The organism is Paenibacillus jepli (assembly GCF_047238105.1).
In the GTDB taxonomy this organism is placed as follows: domain Bacteria; phylum Bacillota; class Bacilli; order Paenibacillales; family Paenibacillaceae; genus Paenibacillus_D.
The window spans coordinates 3841427-3860394 of record NZ_JBDFMD010000001.1; the positions used below are offsets into that span (position 1 = coordinate 3841427).

General features: G+C 57.4%; 14 protein-coding genes. 10 read left to right on the forward strand and 4 right to left on the reverse strand.

The genetic code is table 11. The features are described 5' to 3' along the window. Positions 1-30: 30 nt before the first annotated feature. The 5 genes from ABC336_RS16815 (at position 31) to ABC336_RS16835 (ending at position 6656) form a co-directional block, all read left to right on the forward strand. Positions 31-1452, forward strand: coding sequence for a carbohydrate ABC transporter substrate-binding protein (locus ABC336_RS16815; protein WP_413239729.1), 1422 nt, complete (start codon positions 31-33; stop codon positions 1450-1452). Positions 1453-1545: 93 nt separating this feature from the next. Continuing rightward, positions 1546-2430: a carbohydrate ABC transporter permease gene (locus ABC336_RS16820; RefSeq protein ID WP_413239730.1), complete on the forward strand. Its 885-nt coding sequence runs from the start codon at positions 1546-1548 to the stop codon at positions 2428-2430. A gap of 2 nt (positions 2431-2432) precedes the next feature. Next, positions 2433-3302: a carbohydrate ABC transporter permease gene (locus tag ABC336_RS16825; protein WP_413239731.1), complete on the forward strand. Its 870-nt coding sequence runs from the start codon at positions 2433-2435 to the stop codon at positions 3300-3302. Positions 3303-3350: 48 nt separating this feature from the next. Further along, entirely contained in the window at positions 3351-5198 is a 1848-nt protein-coding gene (locus ABC336_RS16830; RefSeq protein WP_413239732.1) for a glycoside hydrolase family 35 protein, read from the forward strand. A gap of 24 nt (positions 5199-5222) precedes the next feature. Continuing rightward, the gene (locus ABC336_RS16835; protein ID WP_413239733.1) at positions 5223-6656 is read left to right on the forward strand and encodes an alpha-L-fucosidase; all 1434 of its coding nucleotides are present in this window, start codon (positions 5223-5225) and stop codon (positions 6654-6656) included. A 117-nt stretch (positions 6657-6773) separates the two neighbouring features. Here ABC336_RS16835 and ABC336_RS16840 read toward each other — a convergent pair whose 3' ends face one another. From ABC336_RS16840 to ABC336_RS16855, 4 genes are all read right to left on the reverse strand, one after another. After that, the gene (locus tag ABC336_RS16840) at positions 6774-8789 is read right to left on the reverse strand and encodes a glycoside hydrolase family protein (RefSeq protein WP_413239734.1); all 2016 of its coding nucleotides are present in this window, start codon (positions 8787-8789) and stop codon (positions 6774-6776) included. Positions 8790-9430: 641 nt separating this feature from the next. Next, the gene (locus ABC336_RS16845; RefSeq protein ID WP_413239735.1) at positions 9431-10927 is read right to left on the reverse strand and encodes an extracellular solute-binding protein; all 1497 of its coding nucleotides are present in this window, start codon (positions 10925-10927) and stop codon (positions 9431-9433) included. 173 nt (positions 10928-11100) lie between these two features. After that, on the reverse strand, positions 11101-12027 hold the full coding sequence (locus ABC336_RS16850) for a carbohydrate ABC transporter permease (RefSeq protein ID WP_413239736.1): 927 nt from the start codon (positions 12025-12027) through the stop codon (positions 11101-11103). A 72-nt stretch (positions 12028-12099) separates the two neighbouring features. Next, the gene (locus ABC336_RS16855; protein WP_413239737.1) at positions 12100-13056 is read right to left on the reverse strand and encodes an ABC transporter permease; all 957 of its coding nucleotides are present in this window, start codon (positions 13054-13056) and stop codon (positions 12100-12102) included. Between the two features lie 149 nt (positions 13057-13205). Here ABC336_RS16855 and ABC336_RS16860 point away from each other — a divergent pair, with 149 nt between their 5' ends. The 5 genes from ABC336_RS16860 to ABC336_RS16880 all read left to right on the forward strand — a co-directional run bounded on the left by ABC336_RS16860 (position 13206) and on the right by ABC336_RS16880 (position 18930). Next, positions 13206-14984: a cache domain-containing sensor histidine kinase gene (locus tag ABC336_RS16860; protein WP_413242541.1), complete on the forward strand. Its 1779-nt coding sequence runs from the start codon at positions 13206-13208 to the stop codon at positions 14982-14984. Beyond that, positions 14981-15739 (forward strand): response regulator, encoded by a 759-nt coding sequence (locus tag ABC336_RS16865; RefSeq protein WP_413239738.1) that lies wholly within the window; start codon positions 14981-14983, stop codon positions 15737-15739. Before ABC336_RS16860 ends, ABC336_RS16865 begins: the two co-directional genes overlap by 4 nt. Before the next feature lie 88 nt (positions 15740-15827). Then, positions 15828-17180, forward strand: coding sequence for an extracellular solute-binding protein (locus ABC336_RS16870; RefSeq protein WP_413239739.1), 1353 nt, complete (start codon positions 15828-15830; stop codon positions 17178-17180). A gap of 15 nt (positions 17181-17195) precedes the next feature. Continuing rightward, complete coding sequence (locus ABC336_RS16875; RefSeq protein WP_413239740.1) at positions 17196-18077, forward strand: carbohydrate ABC transporter permease; 882 nt, start codon at positions 17196-17198, stop codon at positions 18075-18077. 19 nt (positions 18078-18096) lie between these two features. Continuing rightward, positions 18097-18930 (forward strand): carbohydrate ABC transporter permease, encoded by an 834-nt coding sequence (locus ABC336_RS16880; protein ID WP_413239741.1) that lies wholly within the window; start codon positions 18097-18099, stop codon positions 18928-18930. The last annotated feature ends 38 nt before the right edge of the window (positions 18931-18968 follow it).

An 18968-nucleotide genomic window follows, 5' to 3' on the forward strand; every position in this document is an offset into this window, starting at 1 on the left:
GTATCTTAAAGAAAGGGGTCTTCATCCACGATGAAAACAAATCGAAAAGCAAGTTTCATGACCCTGGCGCTGGCTCTCACACTCACCGTCAGCGCTTGCGGCAACGCAGATAACGGGAATGCGCCGGCGGGAGGCAGCAATGCCGAACCGGCCGCGCCGGGCAATAACGCGGGATCGGAGCAGACCTTTGACAATCCCGAGCTCAACATCGCCGTCTTTCAAGGGGGGTATGGCCGCGATTACTGGGACAGTGTGGCAGAGGCGTTCATGGAGGCCAATCCGGGCACCAAGATCAATATCACTGCCAGTCCGAAGATCGCCGAGATGGTACGGCCCAAGATCGTCGCCGGCAATCCGCCGGACTTCATGTACATCTCGGGCAGCGACAACACCCCGATCCTGGACGGCCTGATCAAGGATAACGCGCTGCTCGACCTGACCGACATCTTCGACGCTCCGGCACTGGACGGTGACAGTGCGCTGCGGGATCAGATCCTGCCGGGCGTCCTCGAATCCCGTTCCAGCTCACCTTATGGCGACGGCAAGATCTATCTGGCGCCTTACAACTTCGGGGTGATGGGCTTGTGGTATAACAAGACACTGTTCGATGAGCAGGACATTGCGGTGCCGCAGACGTGGGACGATTTTTTTGCTCTGAATGAGACGGCCGCAGCGCATGACCGAGCGCTCTTCACGTACCAGGGCCTGTATCCGGGCTATCTCGAAGAAATGCTCGTGCCGGCGGTTTACAGTGCGGGAGGCCAAGAGGCGCTGGATCAATTCTTCAACTATGATCCGGCATTCTGGAGCAGCGACAGCTTCGCCCAGGCGTGGGGCATCCTGGAGCGGATCGCTGCCGAGGACAATGCGCTCATGAAAGGCACCGTGGCGCTGAACCACACGCAGTCCCAGACCTCTTTCCTGCAGGGGAACGCGCTGTTCATCCCCAACGGTACCTGGTTCGAAGACGAGATGAAGGACGCGCCGCGCGAGGAAGGCTTCCAGTTCGGCTTCCTTGGCGTACCGGCGTTCGAGGAAGGCAAGGAAGTGATGGCGCTGTCCAATGTCGAGCAGATGGTCATCCCGGCCAAAGCCCAAAACCCCGAGCTGGCCAAAGCGTTCCTGCAGTTCCTCTATACCGAGGAGAGCGTCCTGCTCAATGCGGAGAAAGCCAAGGGCGTCATGGCCGTGGTCGGCGCGCCGGATCTCGTCCAGGAGCATATCTCCGAGACGACCTATAACATCTACAAAGCCGTGGACAGCGGCATGGTGACGATCAACGGCGCCTTCGGCCCAGTCGCCAAAGGCAGCAAGTACAATCCGAGCGATGAGGTGTACAAACCGATCTCGTCGATCATGAGCAACCAGATGTCGCTGGACGAGTACAGCCAGAACATGACGAAGATCTACACCGACATCCAGAATGAGCTGGAGGCAAACGGAGCGGAATAACCGTCTGACGGAACCAGACAAGGCAGGAGGCTCATGCGTCGTTCATGAGCCTTCTTTTTGTAGAGAGACTCAAATGGAAGGGATGGAGAGCGGATGACGCTAAAACAGCGAAGAACCGCATTTATCATATTGTGCCTGCTGCCGGGGATCGTCTTGTTCGTCCTGTTCAAGGTATACCCCACGGTGCAGATTTTTCATAAATCGCTGTACCTATGGACCGGCCTGAGCGATGAACCGCGCTTCATCGGTCTCAAAAACTATGTGGATATGTTCCAGGACGACGTGTTCCTGCTCGCCCTGCGCAATACCGGGTTCCTGATGCTGATCGTGCCGGTGATCACGCTGCTGATCGCCCTGGTCAACGCCTCGATCCTCGCCAAATCCAAGCTGAGGGAGCGCGGCCTGTACCGGACGGTATTTTTCTTCCCCAGCATCCTCTCCTTCGTCGTCATCGCCATCCTGTGGTCCTTCATCTATCATCCGACGATGGGCTTCCTGAATTCCGGGCTGGAGCTGCTCGGACTGGGAGAGTGGGCGCTGCCGTGGCTGGGCGATCAGCGGACGGTGCTGTGGGCGCTTGCTGTGACGCTCATCTGGCAGGCGGCGGGCTACTATATGGTCATGTACATGGCAGGGATCGACAGCATATCGCCGGACCTGTACGAGGCGGCGGAGATCGACGGAGCGACCAAGATCCAGCAGTTCTTCAAGATCACCGTGCCGATGCTGTGGGAGATCATCCGCGTGACGCTGATCTTCAGCATCAACGGTGTGCTGTCGATCAGCTTCATCATCGTCTCGATCATGACTGCGGGCGGACCGAACCGCCACTCGGAGGTTGTCATGACCTATCTGTACTCGCAGGCGTTCAATAATGCCAACTTCGGCTATGCGATGGCGATCGGCGTCTTCATCTTCGTCGTCTCGATGGCGCTGGCGCTGATCAGCAACAAGTTGACCGAAAGGGGGAGCCACTAGGGATGAGCACACAACCAATCGCAGACCGGGAACGCCGGGGCATCGGCAAGGCGGCAGGCCGGGCGGCGCTGCGCATCTTCCTCATCATCCAGACGATCATCGTCGTCTATCCGCTGCTGTGGAATGTGATGGCCTCCTTCAAGACCAATGCCGAAGTAATGGAGAGTCCTTGGAAGCTGCCGAGCGGTCTGGAGTGGCGCAACTATGTCGATGCTTTCACGACAGCCCGGATCGGCGACTATATGCTGAACTCGGTACTCGTCGTCATCATCTCGATGGCGGTGCTGCTGGCAGCGGCCATCCCGTCAGCGTATGTACTCGGCCGGATGCGGTTTCGGGGGCGCGGCTTTTTTACGAACTTCTACATCGCAGGCATCTTCGTCGGCGGCGTGTACATCATCGTGCCGCTGTTCATCCTGATGAACGATCTGCAGATGCTGGACAACCGGTTCTGGCTCAGCGCCGTGTATGCGACGAACAGCCTGCCGTTCTCGATCTTCCTGCTCACCGGCTTCATGAAGTCGATCCCGCATGACTTCGAAGAAGCGGCGATGATCGACGGCTGCGGCTACTTCGGCACGCTGGTCCGCATCATCGTGCCGATGGCGCGCCCGGGCATCATCACGCTGATCGTGTTCGGCTTCTTCGATTTCTGGAATGAATACGTGATGGCGATGACCTTCATCACCTCGGAGGAGAAGAAGACGATCCCGGTCGGTCTGGCCAATCTGATGCAGATCCAGCAGTATGCAACTGACTGGGGATCGCTGTTTGCCGGTCTGTCGATCGTCCTGATCCCGACGATTATTATCTATGCGCTGCTGCAGCGCAAATTGACAGCAGGAATGATGCTGGGCGGTGTCAAAGGGTAAAGGGAGCACAAAGTGACATGACAGGAGTCACGACAAGGAGGATGCAGCATGGCTAGTTTTACAGTGGAAGGCGATCATTTCGTCTATAACGGAGAGAGGACCAGGCTTATGTCTGGTGCAATCCATTATTTCCGTGTCGTCCCCGAGTATTGGGAGGATCGGCTGCTCAAGCTGAAGGCGCTTGGACTCAATACGGTAGAGACTTACATCCCGTGGAACGGGCATGAGCCGCGTAAAGGGGAGTTCCGCTTCGAGGGGCTGTACGACCTCGAGGCATTCGTGAAGCTGGCGGGCGAGCTCGGACTGCATGTCATCCTGCGGCCCAGTCCGTACATCTGCGCGGAGTGGGAGTTCGGCGGCCTGCCGGCATGGCTGCTGGCGGAGCCGGCGATCCGGCTGCGGTGCTATGACAAGACTTATCTGGCGCATGTGGATGCGTATTATGACCAGCTGCTGCCGCGGATCAAGCCGCTGCTCTGCACGAACGGCGGGCCGGTCATCGCGCTCCAGATCGAAAATGAATACGGCAGCTACGGCAACGACAAGCGGTATCTGGCGCATATCCGGGATGCGATGGTCGGCCGGGGCATGGATGTGCTGCTGTTCACTTCGGACGGTCCGGATGATGCCATGCTGCAAGGGGGGACGTTGGAGGGCGTACTGGCGACGGTCAACTTCGGATCGGGAGCGGCTGGCGCGTTCCGCCTGCTGCGGAAGTATCAGCCGGAAGGGCCGCTGATGTGCATGGAGTTCTGGAACGGCTGGTTCGATCACTGGATGGAGCAGCACCATACCCGGGAGGCGGACGATGTGGCGGCGGCGGTCGACGAGCTGCTAACGGCCGGAGGGTCGATCAACTTCTACATGCTCCATGGCGGGACTAACTTCGGTTATATGAACGGAGCCAACCATATCCGCCGTTACGAGCCGACCGTCACCAGCTATGACTATGATACCCTGCTGAATGAAGCGGGCGAGCCTACGGCCAAATATATGGCGGTGCGCAAGGTGCTGGAACAGCATCTGAAGCTGCCGCCGCTGCAGTTGCCCGAGCCGGCGCCCAGGCGCAGCTACGGGACGGTGCGGCTGGAGGAGCGGGGGACGCTGTTCGGCCAGCTGGACAACCTGTCCGTGCCGGTGCAAGCGACTTGCCCGGAGCCGATGGAGCGGCTGGGCCAAGCGTACGGCCACATCCTGTACTCGACCTTCGTTCCCGGACCAAAGAACGGGATGAGCCTGCATGTGCAGGAGGTCCGGGACCGGGCGATCGTCTATGTAGACGGCCGGTATACAGGCGTCGTAGAGCGCTGGCAGCCGGAGCCGCTAAGGCTGGACATCCCGGATCAGGGCGCGCGCATCGACATCCTGGTGGAGAATATGGGACGGATCAACTACGGTCCGCTGCTGGCCGACCGCAAGGGCATCACCGAAGGCGTGCGGCTGGACAATCAGTTCCTGTACCATTGGACGATCCGTCCGCTGCCGCTGGAGACGCTGGAGGGAGTACGCTTCGAGACTGTGGAATCGGACGTTGGTGAACGGGGAGAGCGGTATGGCAGCCCGGGTGCCTCGTTGGCTGATGCTGTAGATGCGGCTGTCGCTCCGGCCGGCTTGGAAGCGGGCAACCCGGACGAAGGGCAGCAGCCGGCTTTCTACCGAGGGCACTTCGAGGTGGACGAGCCGGCAGACACCTTCCTGCGGCTGGACGACTGGACCAAGGGACAAGTGTATATCAACGGCTTTCTGCTGGGCAGATACTGGGAGGTAGGACCGACACGCACGTTATATATCCCGGCACCGCTGTTGAAAACTGGGCGCAATGATTTAGTTGTGTTTGAGCTCCATGGCACCCGGTCCTTTGAAGTGCTGTTCACGGATCAAGCGGATCTGGGCTAGTTGAAGGAGAGAGGAGCGGGTAGGGTGAGTTTATCCATACAAGAGGCGGCGCGAGTTGTGCCTTCGAAGAGGCAGCTGGCTTGGCAAGAGACCGAGTTTTACGGCTTTATCCATTTTACGGTTAATACGTTTACGGATCGCGAATGGGGGACGGGTGAAGAGTCGCCGGCGGTCTTTGCCCCTTCGGCGCTGGATGCCTCTCAGTGGGTGGAGGTGTGCAAGGCGGCCGGGATGCGGGGGTTGATCCTCACATGCAAGCATCATGACGGCTTCTGCCTGTGGCCGAGCCGTTATACGCAGCATACAGTGGCGAGCAGCCCTTTCCGGGACGGTAAGGGGGATCTGGTGAAGGAAGTAGCCGATGCCTGCCGGGAGGCCGGCTTGAAATTCGGCATCTACCTGTCCCCCTGGGACCGGCATGAGCCGTCCTACGGCGATTCTGATGCGTACAACGCCTTCTTCGTCAATCAGTTAACCGAGCTGCTAACCGGATACGGGGAGTTGTTCACGGTCTGGTTTGACGGCGCTTGCGGTGAAGGTTCTAATGGCAGACGGCAAGTCTATGATTGGGACGCCTATTATGAGGTCATCCGCCGCCATCAGCCGGGAGCGGTCATCTCCGTCTGCGGACCGGACGTCCGGTGGTGCGGCAATGAAGCCGGCCATACCCGGCCGGTGGAATGGAGCGTCGTCCCGGCGACGCTGCGGGATAATGAGAAGATCCAGTCCGAGTCGCAGCAAGCTGACGATCCGGCGTTTGCCCGGCGGATCGGGACGAGCGAGGACGACCTCGGTAGCCGGGCGGTGATCGCCGAAGCGGAGGCGCTGGTCTGGTATCCGGCAGAGGTCAATACGTCGATCCGGCCGGGCTGGTTCTACCACGCGTCGGAGGACGGGGCGGTGAAGCCGCTCGCAGAGCTGGCCGATCTGTACGAGCGTACGGTGGGCGGCAACGCAACCTTCCTGCTCAATCTGCCGCCGGACCGTCGCGGGCTGATCCACGAGACGGACGCCGCGCGATTGCAGGAGCTGGGTGATTGGCTGCGGCGCAGGTATGCGCATGATCTGGCGCGGGGCGGGCGGTGCACGGCGTCGGCAAGTGCAGACGCGCAGCATCATGCTGACGCGGTGACTGACGGGCGGCGCGATACGTACTGGCGCGCCCCTGCAGGCGAAGAACAGGCGTGGCTCGAACTGGAGCTCGGATCCGAGCAAACGTTGGACCGCGTCGTGCTGATGGAGCAGATCACGGACGGTCAGCGCATCGAGCGGTTCGTGCTGGAGCGGCTGGAGGGCGGACAGTGGCTGCCGTTCTACGAGGGACAGGTGGTGGGCTACAAGCACATCTGCCGGTTCCCGCCCGTGCAGGCGCATCGCCTCCGCCTGCGGATCGAAGCGTCGCGATGGTATCCGACACTGCAGGCACTGGAGGTGTACGGACCGGAGGGAGCCGAGTAGGTTAAGGGAGGCGATGGGGTCTCCGGGCCTCTTCGTCTCCGGCGTAAGCGGGCCTGCTGGGTCATTGCATGCGGAGTGCATGAAGTGGAAGGTTGCTTCGGTGGCGGCCTTTTTCCGTTATCCGTGCGGTAATGCCGCCGCCAGCGCGGGCCAGTCTTCAATATGTGAAGCGTCGAACAACATGAGGCCGTCACTGTAAGTCAGGGCTGCAGCACAGGCGTCGCGCATTACACCGGCCTCGGTCACATTGGCGACGGCCAGCCCGGTGTAGATCGGCAGTTCCCCTGCGGTAACGATCTGAGCCTGAGTGATATATTTCTCGATCTCTCCCACCGTCTGCTGGTACGCGCCGATCATCAGGAAGTCCAGGCTGTCAGTATAGCCGGTAGCGATATAAGCGGGGGTGTAGAGCGACCCGGGTGTAAGCTCGAGCCGATCATCATGCTGGAAGCGCGGACTGCACCAGTTGGCGCCATGCACGTAGTAGCTCTCATACCAGGAGCCGACATAGGCCGATACCTCGATCCGCCGGCCTGTCACAAGGGAGCGGGCTGCCGCGAGCTCCTTTACCTCCAGCAGGAAGTCCCGGATTACCGCAGCCCGGAACTCCCACCAGTCCTGCAGCAGCGGTCCGTCGATCCGCGTCTCTGCCGCATACTCATAAATATCCGCCGGCCAGCACCGCATGGTCTTTCCTCGTTTGGCCAGAAAATCCTCGAATGCGACCCGGGAGGTCTCGCTAAAATCAGCCGCCTCGTTGTCATAGCGGCTGCGGTCATGCACGATGCCATCGACCTCATAATTCATCATAATCTCCTCGAACGTCTTCAACTGGTATTCCCTTGCTTCATCATGAGCCGGATTGACGAAAGCGACCACTCCGGGCGCAGCGCTCTCTCGCTGCCGCTTGATCGTAGCGCCATCTCCGGGGTGCCGGACTCGCTCTTCCCAGTCGGGATGGTCATCCAGGACGGCATATGCGTCATACAGGATCGAGCCTTCGGCAAACACATTTATCGAAGCGTGGATTTTTAGCCCAAGCTCGTGCCCGTAATGGACGAACAGCCCCAGCAGGTCCAGCTCGGGATGGGCGCCGGCTTTTTTGGGGGCGCGGATCCGGCTGGCATGCGGCCGCCCGGTCAGCGTCGTCTTCTGGTAGGTCACGAAGCCTTCCACGCCCAGTACGTCGAGCACGACCATCGTCACGCCGCTTGCTCGCGCTTGCTTTAGGAACGACGCTACGTCCCCGGCTGTCTGGAACCTGCGGCTATTCGCGCCCTGATCCACCCAGAGGATCACTTCACGGTCTCGGCGCGGGTGATCCTTAAGCTGCGAACAGGGTGATTCGACCTCTTCCTCAGCACCGGTGTGTGCGGAGGGGGGAGAGGGCTCGCTGGTCTGAGGCGTCGTCCCGGGCGGGTTCAGCCGGTCCAGGCCAGCACGGCAAAATACGACGAGCTGGCGCCGGTCAAGTGTTTGTCCGCCACTAATGAGGCGTAGCGAGATATAGTTGGTGCCGGGCCTGAGATCGCAGGCTGCCGAGAAGGTGCCATCGGTCATAACCGGCCCGGCGGTCTCGTCAGCAAGCAGTTTCGCGTCCGTACCCGCTTGGAAGTTGGCGATCCTGCCGCTGATCCATGTGCGCCGCTCTAGGCTGGTAAACATGGTGGCGTGATTCAGCACGAGCGACGGCTGATCCGAGGCGGTCAGCTCCCGGATGCCGATCAGCTCGCCGAGTCTGCGCAGCTTGATGCGGTCTCCTGGCTTGAAGCAGGTCTCCAGATAGCGCTCTCCCTCATCGGTAGTCTCTGGGCAGCAAGCGGCCAGGACAATCCCGCCTGCAGGCAGATGGATGAGCGTGGTCGCCTCGGTGCGCCGAGAGGAGACGCGAGTGACGTGCTGCACTGTCAGATCCGCGGCTACAGTCACTGCGGCGTATAAGGCGGGAAGACGGATGGTTTCCCCGGACCGGCTGGTATACAGGGTGAGGGCGCCTGGCTCTGCCGCCGGCTGCTCCGTATCGACCGCCGCAATCAGCCGGCGCGGACCATCAACTGTGATCGTGATGTCACTGGGAGCAGCTTCGATCTCCAAGCCGGAGTGGATGGTCTGATCGGTGGTATGAACGGACATGTGATAACCTCCTTTAAGTGAGTAGCTTATGTACCCGGTACGGATTGCAGGTGGGGGCCCGTGCAACGCCCCTTTCTGCCGCTACTGCGACGAAACCCCTGGTATGGTCGCGTACAACGCCCCTTTCTGCCGCTATTGCGACGAAACCCCTGGTGTGGATGCGTGCAGCGACCCTTTCTGCCGCTGCAGCGGCAGGAACGGCTTCGTGATTAGCAGCGGTGGCTGTTTTTGTGCAACTATCGAAAGTTTCAAGCACTTTTCTACAACGTTAAAGGTCGCCACGCGCGAATCTAGAGCAATAGATCTAGAAATTAGCATTATAGGTGCGCCACGCGCCGGATTTCAAGCAATAGTTCTAAATACAGCCTCGCCGTGTCCGCTGACGGACCGAATAACGGCCAAACGGCAGTAGGATCAGTCGCCAGGCCCGGCAGCGAGCGAAATAACTGGCAAACGGCAGTTGGATCGACCGAAAGTTCCGCCGTCGGTCCACTCGGCCCGTCCAGAGCCCGCTAGCGAGCGGCGGGACAGCCAAGCGAGAAGAAGGATCCGCCCCGCCGGCGAATCCTTCTCTCTAAAGCCACCTACGGGGCCGCGCTTCTCACCTCTGTGGGCAAGCGGCCATCAGGCAGAGTCCCATCTTACTGTCCAGACGTCGCAAACCACTCATTGGCGGCGGCGACCATCTCTTGGCCGCCCTCGGCGTGCCACTGGGCCAGGAACTGGTCGTAGTTCGCAATCGGCTCGGAGCCGGCGATGAACTTCAGTACATTGTCATCCAGCAGCTTGTTCAGCTTGAGCGTGTTCTTCGATACCGCTTCGATCGGCGGTGCCAGCGACATCGGGTCGACGACGATGATGCCCTCGGCATTGGCCTGGAACTGCTCGTAGTACGATTGCAGGATCGGATCCTTGCGGACGCGCGCCTGCCAGAAGGTCGGATAGTTCTCCTCATCGACAGCCGTCATGAACGCACTGGCATTGTTCAAGTCATCGTTGAACTTGGGCAGGATCGGGAAATACTTGCCGTCCTTCACCTCGTGGTGCACGCCTTCCTCGCCGATCGCCATGCCCTTGAACGTCTCGGGCTCCAGCTTGGCATTGAGCAGCTTCATGGCGTCCTCCTTGTTCTTGGAGGACTTGGGGATCGCGATAAACCAGGTGGTGTTGGCCAGCACACCGATCTCGGCGTTGCCGTCCTGGTTTTTCAGATACGGGATAGGTGTCACCGTGGCGTCGGGATGGTTATCCGTCAAGGCAGAGATGGTGTTGCCCGCATTCCACCAAGCCAGCTTGTAGACGCCGGCGCGTCCGCTGGAGAACTTCTCGATCGCCTTGGCGGCGGTGTTGATGGGCATCTCGGTATCGAGCAGGCCCTCGCTGTACAGCTTGTTCATGTACTCGAGGAAGTCCTTCATCTCGGGCAGCTCGGCCCGGTGCTTCAGCTCGCCGTCGACCTCCTTCCACTCTGTCAATACGCCAAAGGCGGCAGCGATATCGCCATAGATCGAGTCGTTGCTGCCGGTCAGCGGCACGATATTTTTGGCGTCGCGGATGGCGACCAGGACATCGTACAGCTCATCGGTGGTCGTCGGCATCTCAAGACTCAGCTCTTCCATCCAGTCCTGACGGATGACGAGCTCCTCACCGATGCTGACTCCGGCGCCCGTCTCCGGCAGCGCGAAGATCTGGTCGTTGATCGTGGCGCTGCCCCACGACTCGGGCTTGATGGCGTTTTGGATGTGATTGCCGTGCGCTTCGATCAGCTCATCCAGCGGCTCCAGAGCGCCTGCTGTAGCAAGATTGTAGAACTGGGCAGCATTCAGCTTCATGAGATCGAAGTTCTCGCGGTTGGCAACCATCAGGTTGAGCTTTTCGTCGGCATTCTCGGCAGGCAGCATCTCATACGTGATATTGAAGCCGGTTTTCTCCGAGATATAGTTGGCCGTATAGTCCGTGTTGGGATCGAACCGGCTGTACTGCATGATCATTTTCAGATCGGCATTGCTGCTCTCGGGCGGCGGGGTGTTCGTGCCTTCGCTGCCTGGTGTATTCGCAGGGGTCGAGCCGCCGCTGCAACCGGTGACGGCCAGGCTGACGCCAAGCGTGAGCGCGAGCATGCTGGTTTTTTTCTTCATGGGAAATCCTCCTCGGCATTCATAATATTGTTCTATCATCAAGACCGCACCCTTGCTGCTTGCCATCTTTACTGCAGATTGCAGGCATCACATCCCTTCAAAGGCGGTTAATGAACGCACAGCCGTCACGGCAATCATCCGTACTAGATGTGCAAACATGATGGTTTGCCGTCTCACCCTTTGACCGAACCGACCAGGACGCCCTTGACAAAATACTTCTGCAGGAACGGATACACGAGCAGGATCGGGACCGTTGCCAACAGGATCGAGGAAGCCTGGATCGACTGCGGCGTCGTGTTGAGCGCAGCATCGACATTGTCCTTCAGGAAGTCGCCGGTCGAGGAGACGAACAGCTCCTTGAGATACAGCTGCAGCGGCTTCAGAGCCGGGTTGGTGATATAGATCATCGAAGCAAAATAGTCGTTCCAGAACGCGACGGCGAAGAACAGGCCGATCGTCGCCAGCACCGGCGTCGACAGCGGCAGGATGATCATCAGCAGGATGCGGAAGTTGCCGGCGCCGTCCAGCTTGGCCGATTCCTCGAGGGCATCGGGCAAGCCTTCAAAGTAATTTTTGATGATCAGCATATTGAACACGTTGACCATCGCTGGCAGGAACAGCACCGGGAGGGTGTTGACCAGGCCGAGATTCTGCATGAGCAGATAGGTCGGGATCAAGCCGCCGCTGAACAGCATCGTGAAGATAAACATCAGCAGCAGCCCTTTGCGTCCCCGCAGCCTCGGCTTGGAGAGCGGATACGCGGTGATCGTCGTCAGCAGCAGGCTGAGCGTCGTGCCGACGACAGTCAGGATGATGGAGATCTTGAGCGCATTGAGAAACATGTTGTCCTGCAAGACATATTGATAGGTGCCCCATTGGAAGCCGATCGGCAGCAGACCGACGCGTCCGGCGATGACGGCTTCCTCGCTGCTGAACGATTTGGCGATCAGGTTGACGAAGGGAAGGATCGTAATGATGCTCATCAGAATGAAGAAGGTATAGTTGAAGACGGCGAACAATCGCTCGCCGGGCGAGGCTTTGATGCCGGCCGAGACGCCGGCGGCTGCACGGCTTGGGTCCGGTTGTTGTTTGGTACTCATGTGCTGCATCCCTCCTAAACGAAGCCTAATCCAGACGATTATCGAAGGGGAACTCGCTTCGAAATCTTTTCCTTACCAGATGCCCCGCTGCAGATACTTCCGGCTCAGTGAGTTGCCGACGATGACCAGCGTGAACGAGATGACGGCCTCGAACATGCCGACGGCAGTAGTGAAGCTGTAATCCTGATTGCCCAGACCCATCCGGTAGACATAGGTGCCGATGACGTCGGAGACCTTGTAGACGACCGGGTTGTACATGACGAGGATCTGCTCGGTGCCCGCCTCGAGGATGTTGCCCAGACGCAGGATGAACATCAAGACGATGATCGGGGCGATGCCCGGCAGCGTGACGTGCCACAGCTGACGCAGCTTGCTGGCGCCGTCGATCTTGGCGGCTTCGTACAGCGATGGATCGATCATGGAGAAGGCTGCAAGATAGACGATCGTGCTCCAGCCCGTCTCCTTCCAGCCGGCCGAGGTGATCAGCACGCTGCGGAAGACGCTGTTGTCCAGGAAGAACGAGATCTGCTGCATGCCCATCGAGGCGAGCAGCTTGTTGACCAGGCCGCCGTCCGTGGACAGCAGGTCGATGAACAGGCCGGCGACGATGACCCACGACAGGAAATGGGGCAGGTAGACGATCGTCTGCACCGTCCGCTTGAACACCATCTTGCGCAGCTCGTTGAGCATGAGGGCGATGATGATGGGCAGCGGGAACAGGATGACGATCTTCAGCACACTGATGATGATCGTATTGCGCAGCACGATGGCAAAGTCGGGCGACGTGAACAGCTTGGCAAAATGCTTGCCGCCGACCCAGGGGCTATCCGCAAACCCGGCGAAGATATTGAAGTCCTTGAACGCGATGATGATGCCGTACATCGGCGTGTACTTGAACAGCAGGAGGAACAGGATGCCCGGGACGAGCAGCAGATACAGATCCCACTCTCTCCGGATATCGAGCCCCAGCCGGCGGACGTAGCTCTCTCTGCCGGGCCGAGCAGGCGAGTTGTCCAGCTCAGGCTTCATCGTCTTCTCCTCCTTGTAAAGAACTTGTTAACCAAATACTAGCGCGGAACGGGCGTGAAAAGTAGGAGAGACTCATATCCTTTTTTGGTACTTTGATGTTGTGTGCGGGGGACGAGGAGAATAAAATCAAGAGGAAACGGGGTGTGGTTATGCAAGCGTGGTGGAAGCTGAATACATTTCGCAAGCAGATGTTTGTGCTGTATACAGGCGTGATGCTTATCATTTTGGTAACAGTGGGCGTGTATATTAATTCGCAGGTTAGTCGACTGCTCCAGAGCAATGCGGAGAAGCATATGGAAAATACGGCGGTGCAGGCGATTGCCAATGTGGAGCTGCTCATGAAGCAGATCGACATGTTCTCCTCCCAAGTGGCTACTAACGCCATGGTGCAAACGTTGCTGCAAAACAGCTACCAGGGCAAGCGCGCGAGCTTTGATCAATTGCAGCTGCTCCAGCAGGAGGTCCGGAAGCTGGAAGCTTATCAACAAGGTATTCGAGCTATTGAAATCTATAATCTGTCATATGAAAGCTACCTGCCGCTCGGCGATGAGCAGCTCCAGGAACGGTATGCGGAGGGGTGGATCGAGCGGGCTGACAAGCTGGCGGGCAGACTGGTCTGGACCGATTATAGCGAAGAGTACCCCGACAGTATGGTGACGATGCGCAATATACGCTTGATGAATCAATCGTTCCAGCGTGTCGGTTATTTGGTTGTGCATGTCGATCTGTCCTTATTTGATTTGCCTGCTCTCACGGACACGCAGCTGGGCGTTCAGGAAGATTTTGTATGGTTGACGGATCAGGTGGGCAATGTTATTTTTACAAATACAGGTAATTCCTCGGATTTGCCAACGGCAACGGGCGCGATGGACGTGGTTGACATCCGGGGCGAGCGTTATTTTAATGTCAAGCGCAGTATCCCGCTCGTCGGCTGGGAGCTCAGCATATACACGCCGGTCAGCAAAGCGACAGAAGGCCTGGCGCTGCTCCGCTCGACGATCCTTATTGCTTTTCTGGTCAGCAGCGTGCTGTTTTTGGTCCTAAGCTACTTTATCGCGGAGAGGATCAGCCGGCCGATCCTGCATCTGATTCGCGCCATGCACGGCGCCAGGCTGGGCGGTCTGAGGCATATTGAAGCGGAGAGCAATACGATCGAGCTGGCGGAGCTGAACCATACCTACAATCAGATGGTTGATTCGTTGCAAGCGCTTATCCAGGTCGTCTATGAGAAGGAAATTTTGCAGAGCAAAACCGAGTTGAAAGCGTTGCAGGCACAGATTAATCCGCATTTTTTGTTTAACACGCTGGAAGCTTTTTATTGGGAGCTGGAGGAGCAGGGACAGACCGAGCTGGCGGAGATTATCGTCGCGATGAGCGGGGTGTTCCGCTATGTCATCACGAAGCAGGACAGCGACCAATGGGTGACGGTAGGCGATGAGCTGGAGCATGCGGAGCGTTATTTGCGGATTATGAAAATGCGTCTGATGGATCGTTTTGAATGGGACATCCATTGTGACGAGGCTCTCAAGCAGGTGCCGATTCCAAAACTGATGATCCAGCCGATGATCGAGAACGCGATTGAACATGGTATCGAACGCAGTATGGAGCGCGGCAAGCTGACGATTCATGTGAGAGCCGTCGCTGGCGCATCCGCTACCGGAACAGGAGAACTTGCGATCGCCGTCACCGATAATGGTCCGGGCTTCACGAACGAGCGTCTGCATAAAGTCATGCATGAGCTGGCGCAGGATAGCTTCCAGCTTCATGAACAGCATGACAAGCATCTGGGTGTCGGCTTGAAAAACACGAATCAGCGCCTGAAGCTGTATTACGGCAGCTCGCATGAGGGAATTGCCATCACAAGCTCGCAGCGGGAAACGGAGGTTGGCTTCCGCATCCCGCTGGTCAGGGAGGGGGATAAGGGATGATTCATATCGTCATCGCAGATGATGAGCCGCGTACCCGGGAGGGGATCAAGCGTGTGCTCGAAGGATGGCTGACGGACAGCTATCACATCGCTCTGGCGGACAATGGCGTCATGGCGCTGGAGCTGCTGCAGCAGCAGCCGGTGGATCTGCTGATCTCGGATATTCGGATGCCCGGGTTGTCGGGCCTTGAGCTGGTAGAGCAGTTAAGCGCCTATGATCATAAGCCGCATTGCATTTTTATCTCCGGCTATTCCGAGTTCTCCTATGCGCAGCAAGCGATTCAATTGGATGCGGTGGATTATCTGCTGAAGCCGCTGGAGAAGCAGGAGATCCTGGCTGCAGTAAGCAAAGCGCTTCAGCGCAGAGCGGACAAGCAGGCGCAGGAGCAATGGAAAAAGGTGACGGATGTACAGCTTGCCGAGCTGAAGCAGGAAACACATCACGCGGAGATTAATAAAGCGCTGCACTATGTGCGTGAGAACATTGGCGAGCAGATCTCGGCCAAGCAGCTTGCCGAGATGCTCCATATGAACGCCAATTATTTCAGTCAGCTGTTCAAAGAACAGATGGGCATCAGCTTTTCGGATTATGTGACACGTCAGCGTCTGCAGCTCGCCAAACGGTTGCTGTTGACGACCTCCATGTCGGTACAGGGCATCGCCGAGCAGGCGGGCTATCAAAGCGACCGCTATTTTATTCGCGTCTTTCGCGCCCATGAGCAGCTCAGTCCGGCACAATTTCGCAAGCAGCGATGACCGATCTAACGAAAGTGGAGTTTTTCCTAATCGTTGTGTCCTTACTTGTGCTGATATTCCCGATACAATAGAGCTGCAAGCGATTTCAATGAGGGGGTATCAATTCTTGAAAGCTAAAAAGGTGTTTATGCTATTGCTGGGTCTAACAATGGTGCTGGCAGGCTGCAGCAGCGGCTCTTCGGGCAATTCTACCGGCACAGCAGGGGGCAACGCGCAAGCTGAAGGCGGAGCATCCGGCGCGAATGACAAGGTGACGATTAACTTTATGCATCTATGGCCGGAGGGCGTGTCCGCTGCGCAAAGCAAAGTGGTCAGCGATATCGTCAAGCAATACGAGGATGACCATCCGAACGTGACGATCAAGATGGAAGTGCTCGATAATGAACAATACAAAAATAAACTGAAGGTGCTGTCGACATCCAATTCCTTGCCCGATGTAGGCGTAACCTGGGCAGCAGGCTTCCTGCAGCCCTACGTGGAAGGCGGCTTGTTCGCATCGCTTGACGATGAGCTGGGAAGCGGCCTTGGCGATCAGTTTGTCGCGGGTACGACGGATGCGTTCGCGATCGAGGGCAGCACCTACGGCTTGCCGCTCGAATTCAACATTGCGCCGATCTATTACAACAAAGAGATCTTCGCCAACCATAACCTGGAAGTGCCGGCAACCTACGATGAGTTTGTGGATGTCGTGCAGACTCTTGCCGATAGCGGCGTGACGCCGATTGCGCTGGGCAATAAGGACCGCTGGACGGGCTCGCTGTGGTACATGTATCTCGCCGACCGTATTGCCGGGCAAGAGGTTTTCTCGAACGCGCTGGCAGGCAAAGATACGTATATGCAGGACAGCTTGCTGCAGGCTGCCGGCGAGGTGCAGCATTTGGTGAATATGAACGCCTTTAACAAAGGCTTCAACGGCTTGTCCAACGACGAAGGCAAAGCGGATTTCTACAACGAAACGGCAGCGATGTACTTGATGGGAACGTGGGAGCTGGCGAACTTTACAGCTAACGAAGAGATTCCAAAAGCGTTCAAGGATAAAGTCGGCTTCTTCAAATTCCCTGCCGTCAGCGGCGGCAAGGGAGACAGCAATAGCTGGGTGGGCGGTCCCGGTGTCGGCTTGTTCGTAGCGGAGAATTCTCCCGTTAAAGAGGCTGCGAAAGCATTCGTGGCGTATTTCGTAGAGAAATGGGGCGAGAAATCGGTCACGGAAGCAGGGGTAATCCCTGCGACCAAGGTGGATACGGATAGCCTGGAGCTGCCTGACTTGTATGTGGATCTGTTCAATGAGATGAACCAGGCGACGAGCATCACCCTGTATGCCGACGTCCAGCTCGAAGCGGAAGCGGCCGAGGTTCATTTGAATCAGATTCAAGCGCTGTTTGGCAACGCGGCTACCCCGGAGCAGTTCTCGGAGGCACATGATCAAGCGATTAACAAATAGGGACTGGATAGCGACATGAATAAAATGATGTCCAACAAACGAATTATTGCGTTGTATATGCTGCCGGCGCTGCTCATGCTGGGTGCTATGATCTATATTCCGATTGCGCTTACGGCTTATTATGGCTTGCATAACTGGAATGGCATTCAAGCGATGGAGTTCATCGGTCTGACCAATTATATCGAACTGCTGGGCGACCGGGCGTTTTGGAGCAGCGCCTTCCATTCGTTGCTGCTGGCCGTGTTTTCCTGCCTGAGTCTGGTTGTGTATTTGGCCGTATCGCTGGTGCTGGCTTCGAAGATCAAAGGGGCAAATGTCTTGCGCAAAATCTACTTGATTCCGATGCTCCTGTCCTCGGTGGCGATTGCCCAGCTCTGGTTGAAGGTCTACCATCCGTCCAATGGCCTGATCAATTTATTCCTGGAGCAGCTGGGCGTAGTGAACACACCGGAGTGGCTGTCGAATACCGATTTGGTGCTGTTTTCGATTTTCCTGCCGATTTTATGGCAATACGCGGGCTTTTATATTTTGATATACTACGCAGCGCTGAAGGGTGTACCGAAGGAAGTCGAGGAAGCCGCGACAATCGACGGGGCGAGCAGCCGGCAGATCGCCTTGCGCATTAAAGTGCCGCTCATTACGGAGGTGCTGAAGGTGACGGTTGTCCTGGCGGTGGTCGGTTCATTGAAATACTTCGACCTCATCTATGTGATGACAGGCGGCGGACCCAATGGGGCAAGTGAAGTGATGGCCTCGTACATGTATCGCATTGCCTTCAAATCCTTCGATTTTGGCTATGCCAGCGCCGTCAGCTTCTTCCTGCTGCTGATATGCCTGACCGCCACCTGGATCATTCGCAGATTAACGGCTTCAAGCGAGCAGACTCAATATTCATAGGGGGGAGCAGGTGAATAGCGTGGCTCTAAAAGCAACAGCAGGCAAATCGGTTCTTTATCTCATCCTTATTGTCATTGCGCTCATGCAGCTGTTTCCGCTCTATTGGCTGCTGACCTTCTCGTTGAAAAACAATCAACAGATTTTCGGTTCGAATCCGTTGTCGTTTCCGGTGCAGCCGCGTTGGGAAAATTACAGCAAGGTGTGGAGCGCGGGACATATCGACACATATTTTCTCAATAGCGTATGGATTACCGTCGTCGCCACCTTGTGCACCATTGTCATTGCGTCGTTTGCTACCTACGCGATTACGCGGATGCACTGGCGCGGCAGCAAACTGGCGCTTGGGGCGATCATGCTGGCGATGATGATCCCCGTTCATTCGACGTTGATCCCGTTGTACAGCATGTTCAATAAGGCGGCTTTGATCGATCATCCCTTGTCGCTTATTGTATCCTATATTGCGTTCAATCTGCCGATTACCGTGCTTATCATGCTGGGCTTCTATTATGCGATTCCTCGGGAGATCGAAGAAGCGGCCATTATGGATGGCAGCTCTGTGAGTCGTCTTGTGCTGACGATTATTTTCCCGATGACTGCAACCGTTGCCGCGACGACAGGTATCGTCAATATGATCTATAACTGGAACGAGTTTATCTTCGTCAATACGTTTATCAGCTCCAATGAATGGAAGACGCTGACGGTTGGGGTGCAAAATTTCATCGGCCAGTACGCCACCGAATGGGGGTCCATCGGAGCAACGTTGATGATCAGCATCCTGCCCATCTTGCTGGCCTTTGTGTTTCTGAGCAATCAGATCGTCGAGGGGTTGGCGGCCGGCTCCGTGAAGGGGTGAATAGGGCGAGTACAAGGACGGTATGAGGGGCTATCCCG

Coding starts and splice junctions, on each gene's coding strand:
- ABC336_RS16815 (WP_413239729.1), top strand. CDS start 31: ATGAAAACAAATCGAAAAGCAAGTTTCATGACCCTGGCGCTGGCTCTC.
- ABC336_RS16820 (WP_413239730.1), top strand. CDS start 1,546: ATGACGCTAAAACAGCGAAGAACCGCATTTATCATATTGTGCCTGCTG.
- ABC336_RS16825 (WP_413239731.1), top strand. CDS start 2,433: ATGAGCACACAACCAATCGCAGACCGGGAACGCCGGGGCATCGGCAAG.
- ABC336_RS16830 (WP_413239732.1), top strand. CDS start 3,351: ATGGCTAGTTTTACAGTGGAAGGCGATCATTTCGTCTATAACGGAGAG.
- ABC336_RS16840 (WP_413239734.1), bottom strand. CDS start 8,789: ATGTCCGTTCATACCACCGATCAGACCATCCACTCCGGCTTGGAGATC.
- ABC336_RS16845 (WP_413239735.1), bottom strand. CDS start 10,927: ATGAAGAAAAAAACCAGCATGCTCGCGCTCACGCTTGGCGTCAGCCTG.
- ABC336_RS16850 (WP_413239736.1), bottom strand. CDS start 12,027: ATGAGTACCAAACAACAACCGGACCCAAGCCGTGCAGCCGCCGGCGTC.
- ABC336_RS16855 (WP_413239737.1), bottom strand. CDS start 13,056: ATGAAGCCTGAGCTGGACAACTCGCCTGCTCGGCCCGGCAGAGAGAGC.
- ABC336_RS16860 (WP_413242541.1), top strand. CDS start 13,206: ATGCAAGCGTGGTGGAAGCTGAATACATTTCGCAAGCAGATGTTTGTG.
- ABC336_RS16865 (WP_413239738.1), top strand. CDS start 14,981: ATGATTCATATCGTCATCGCAGATGATGAGCCGCGTACCCGGGAGGGG.
- ABC336_RS16870 (WP_413239739.1), top strand. CDS start 15,828: ATGAGGGGGTATCAATTCTTGAAAGCTAAAAAGGTGTTTATGCTATTG.
- ABC336_RS16875 (WP_413239740.1), top strand. CDS start 17,196: ATGAATAAAATGATGTCCAACAAACGAATTATTGCGTTGTATATGCTG.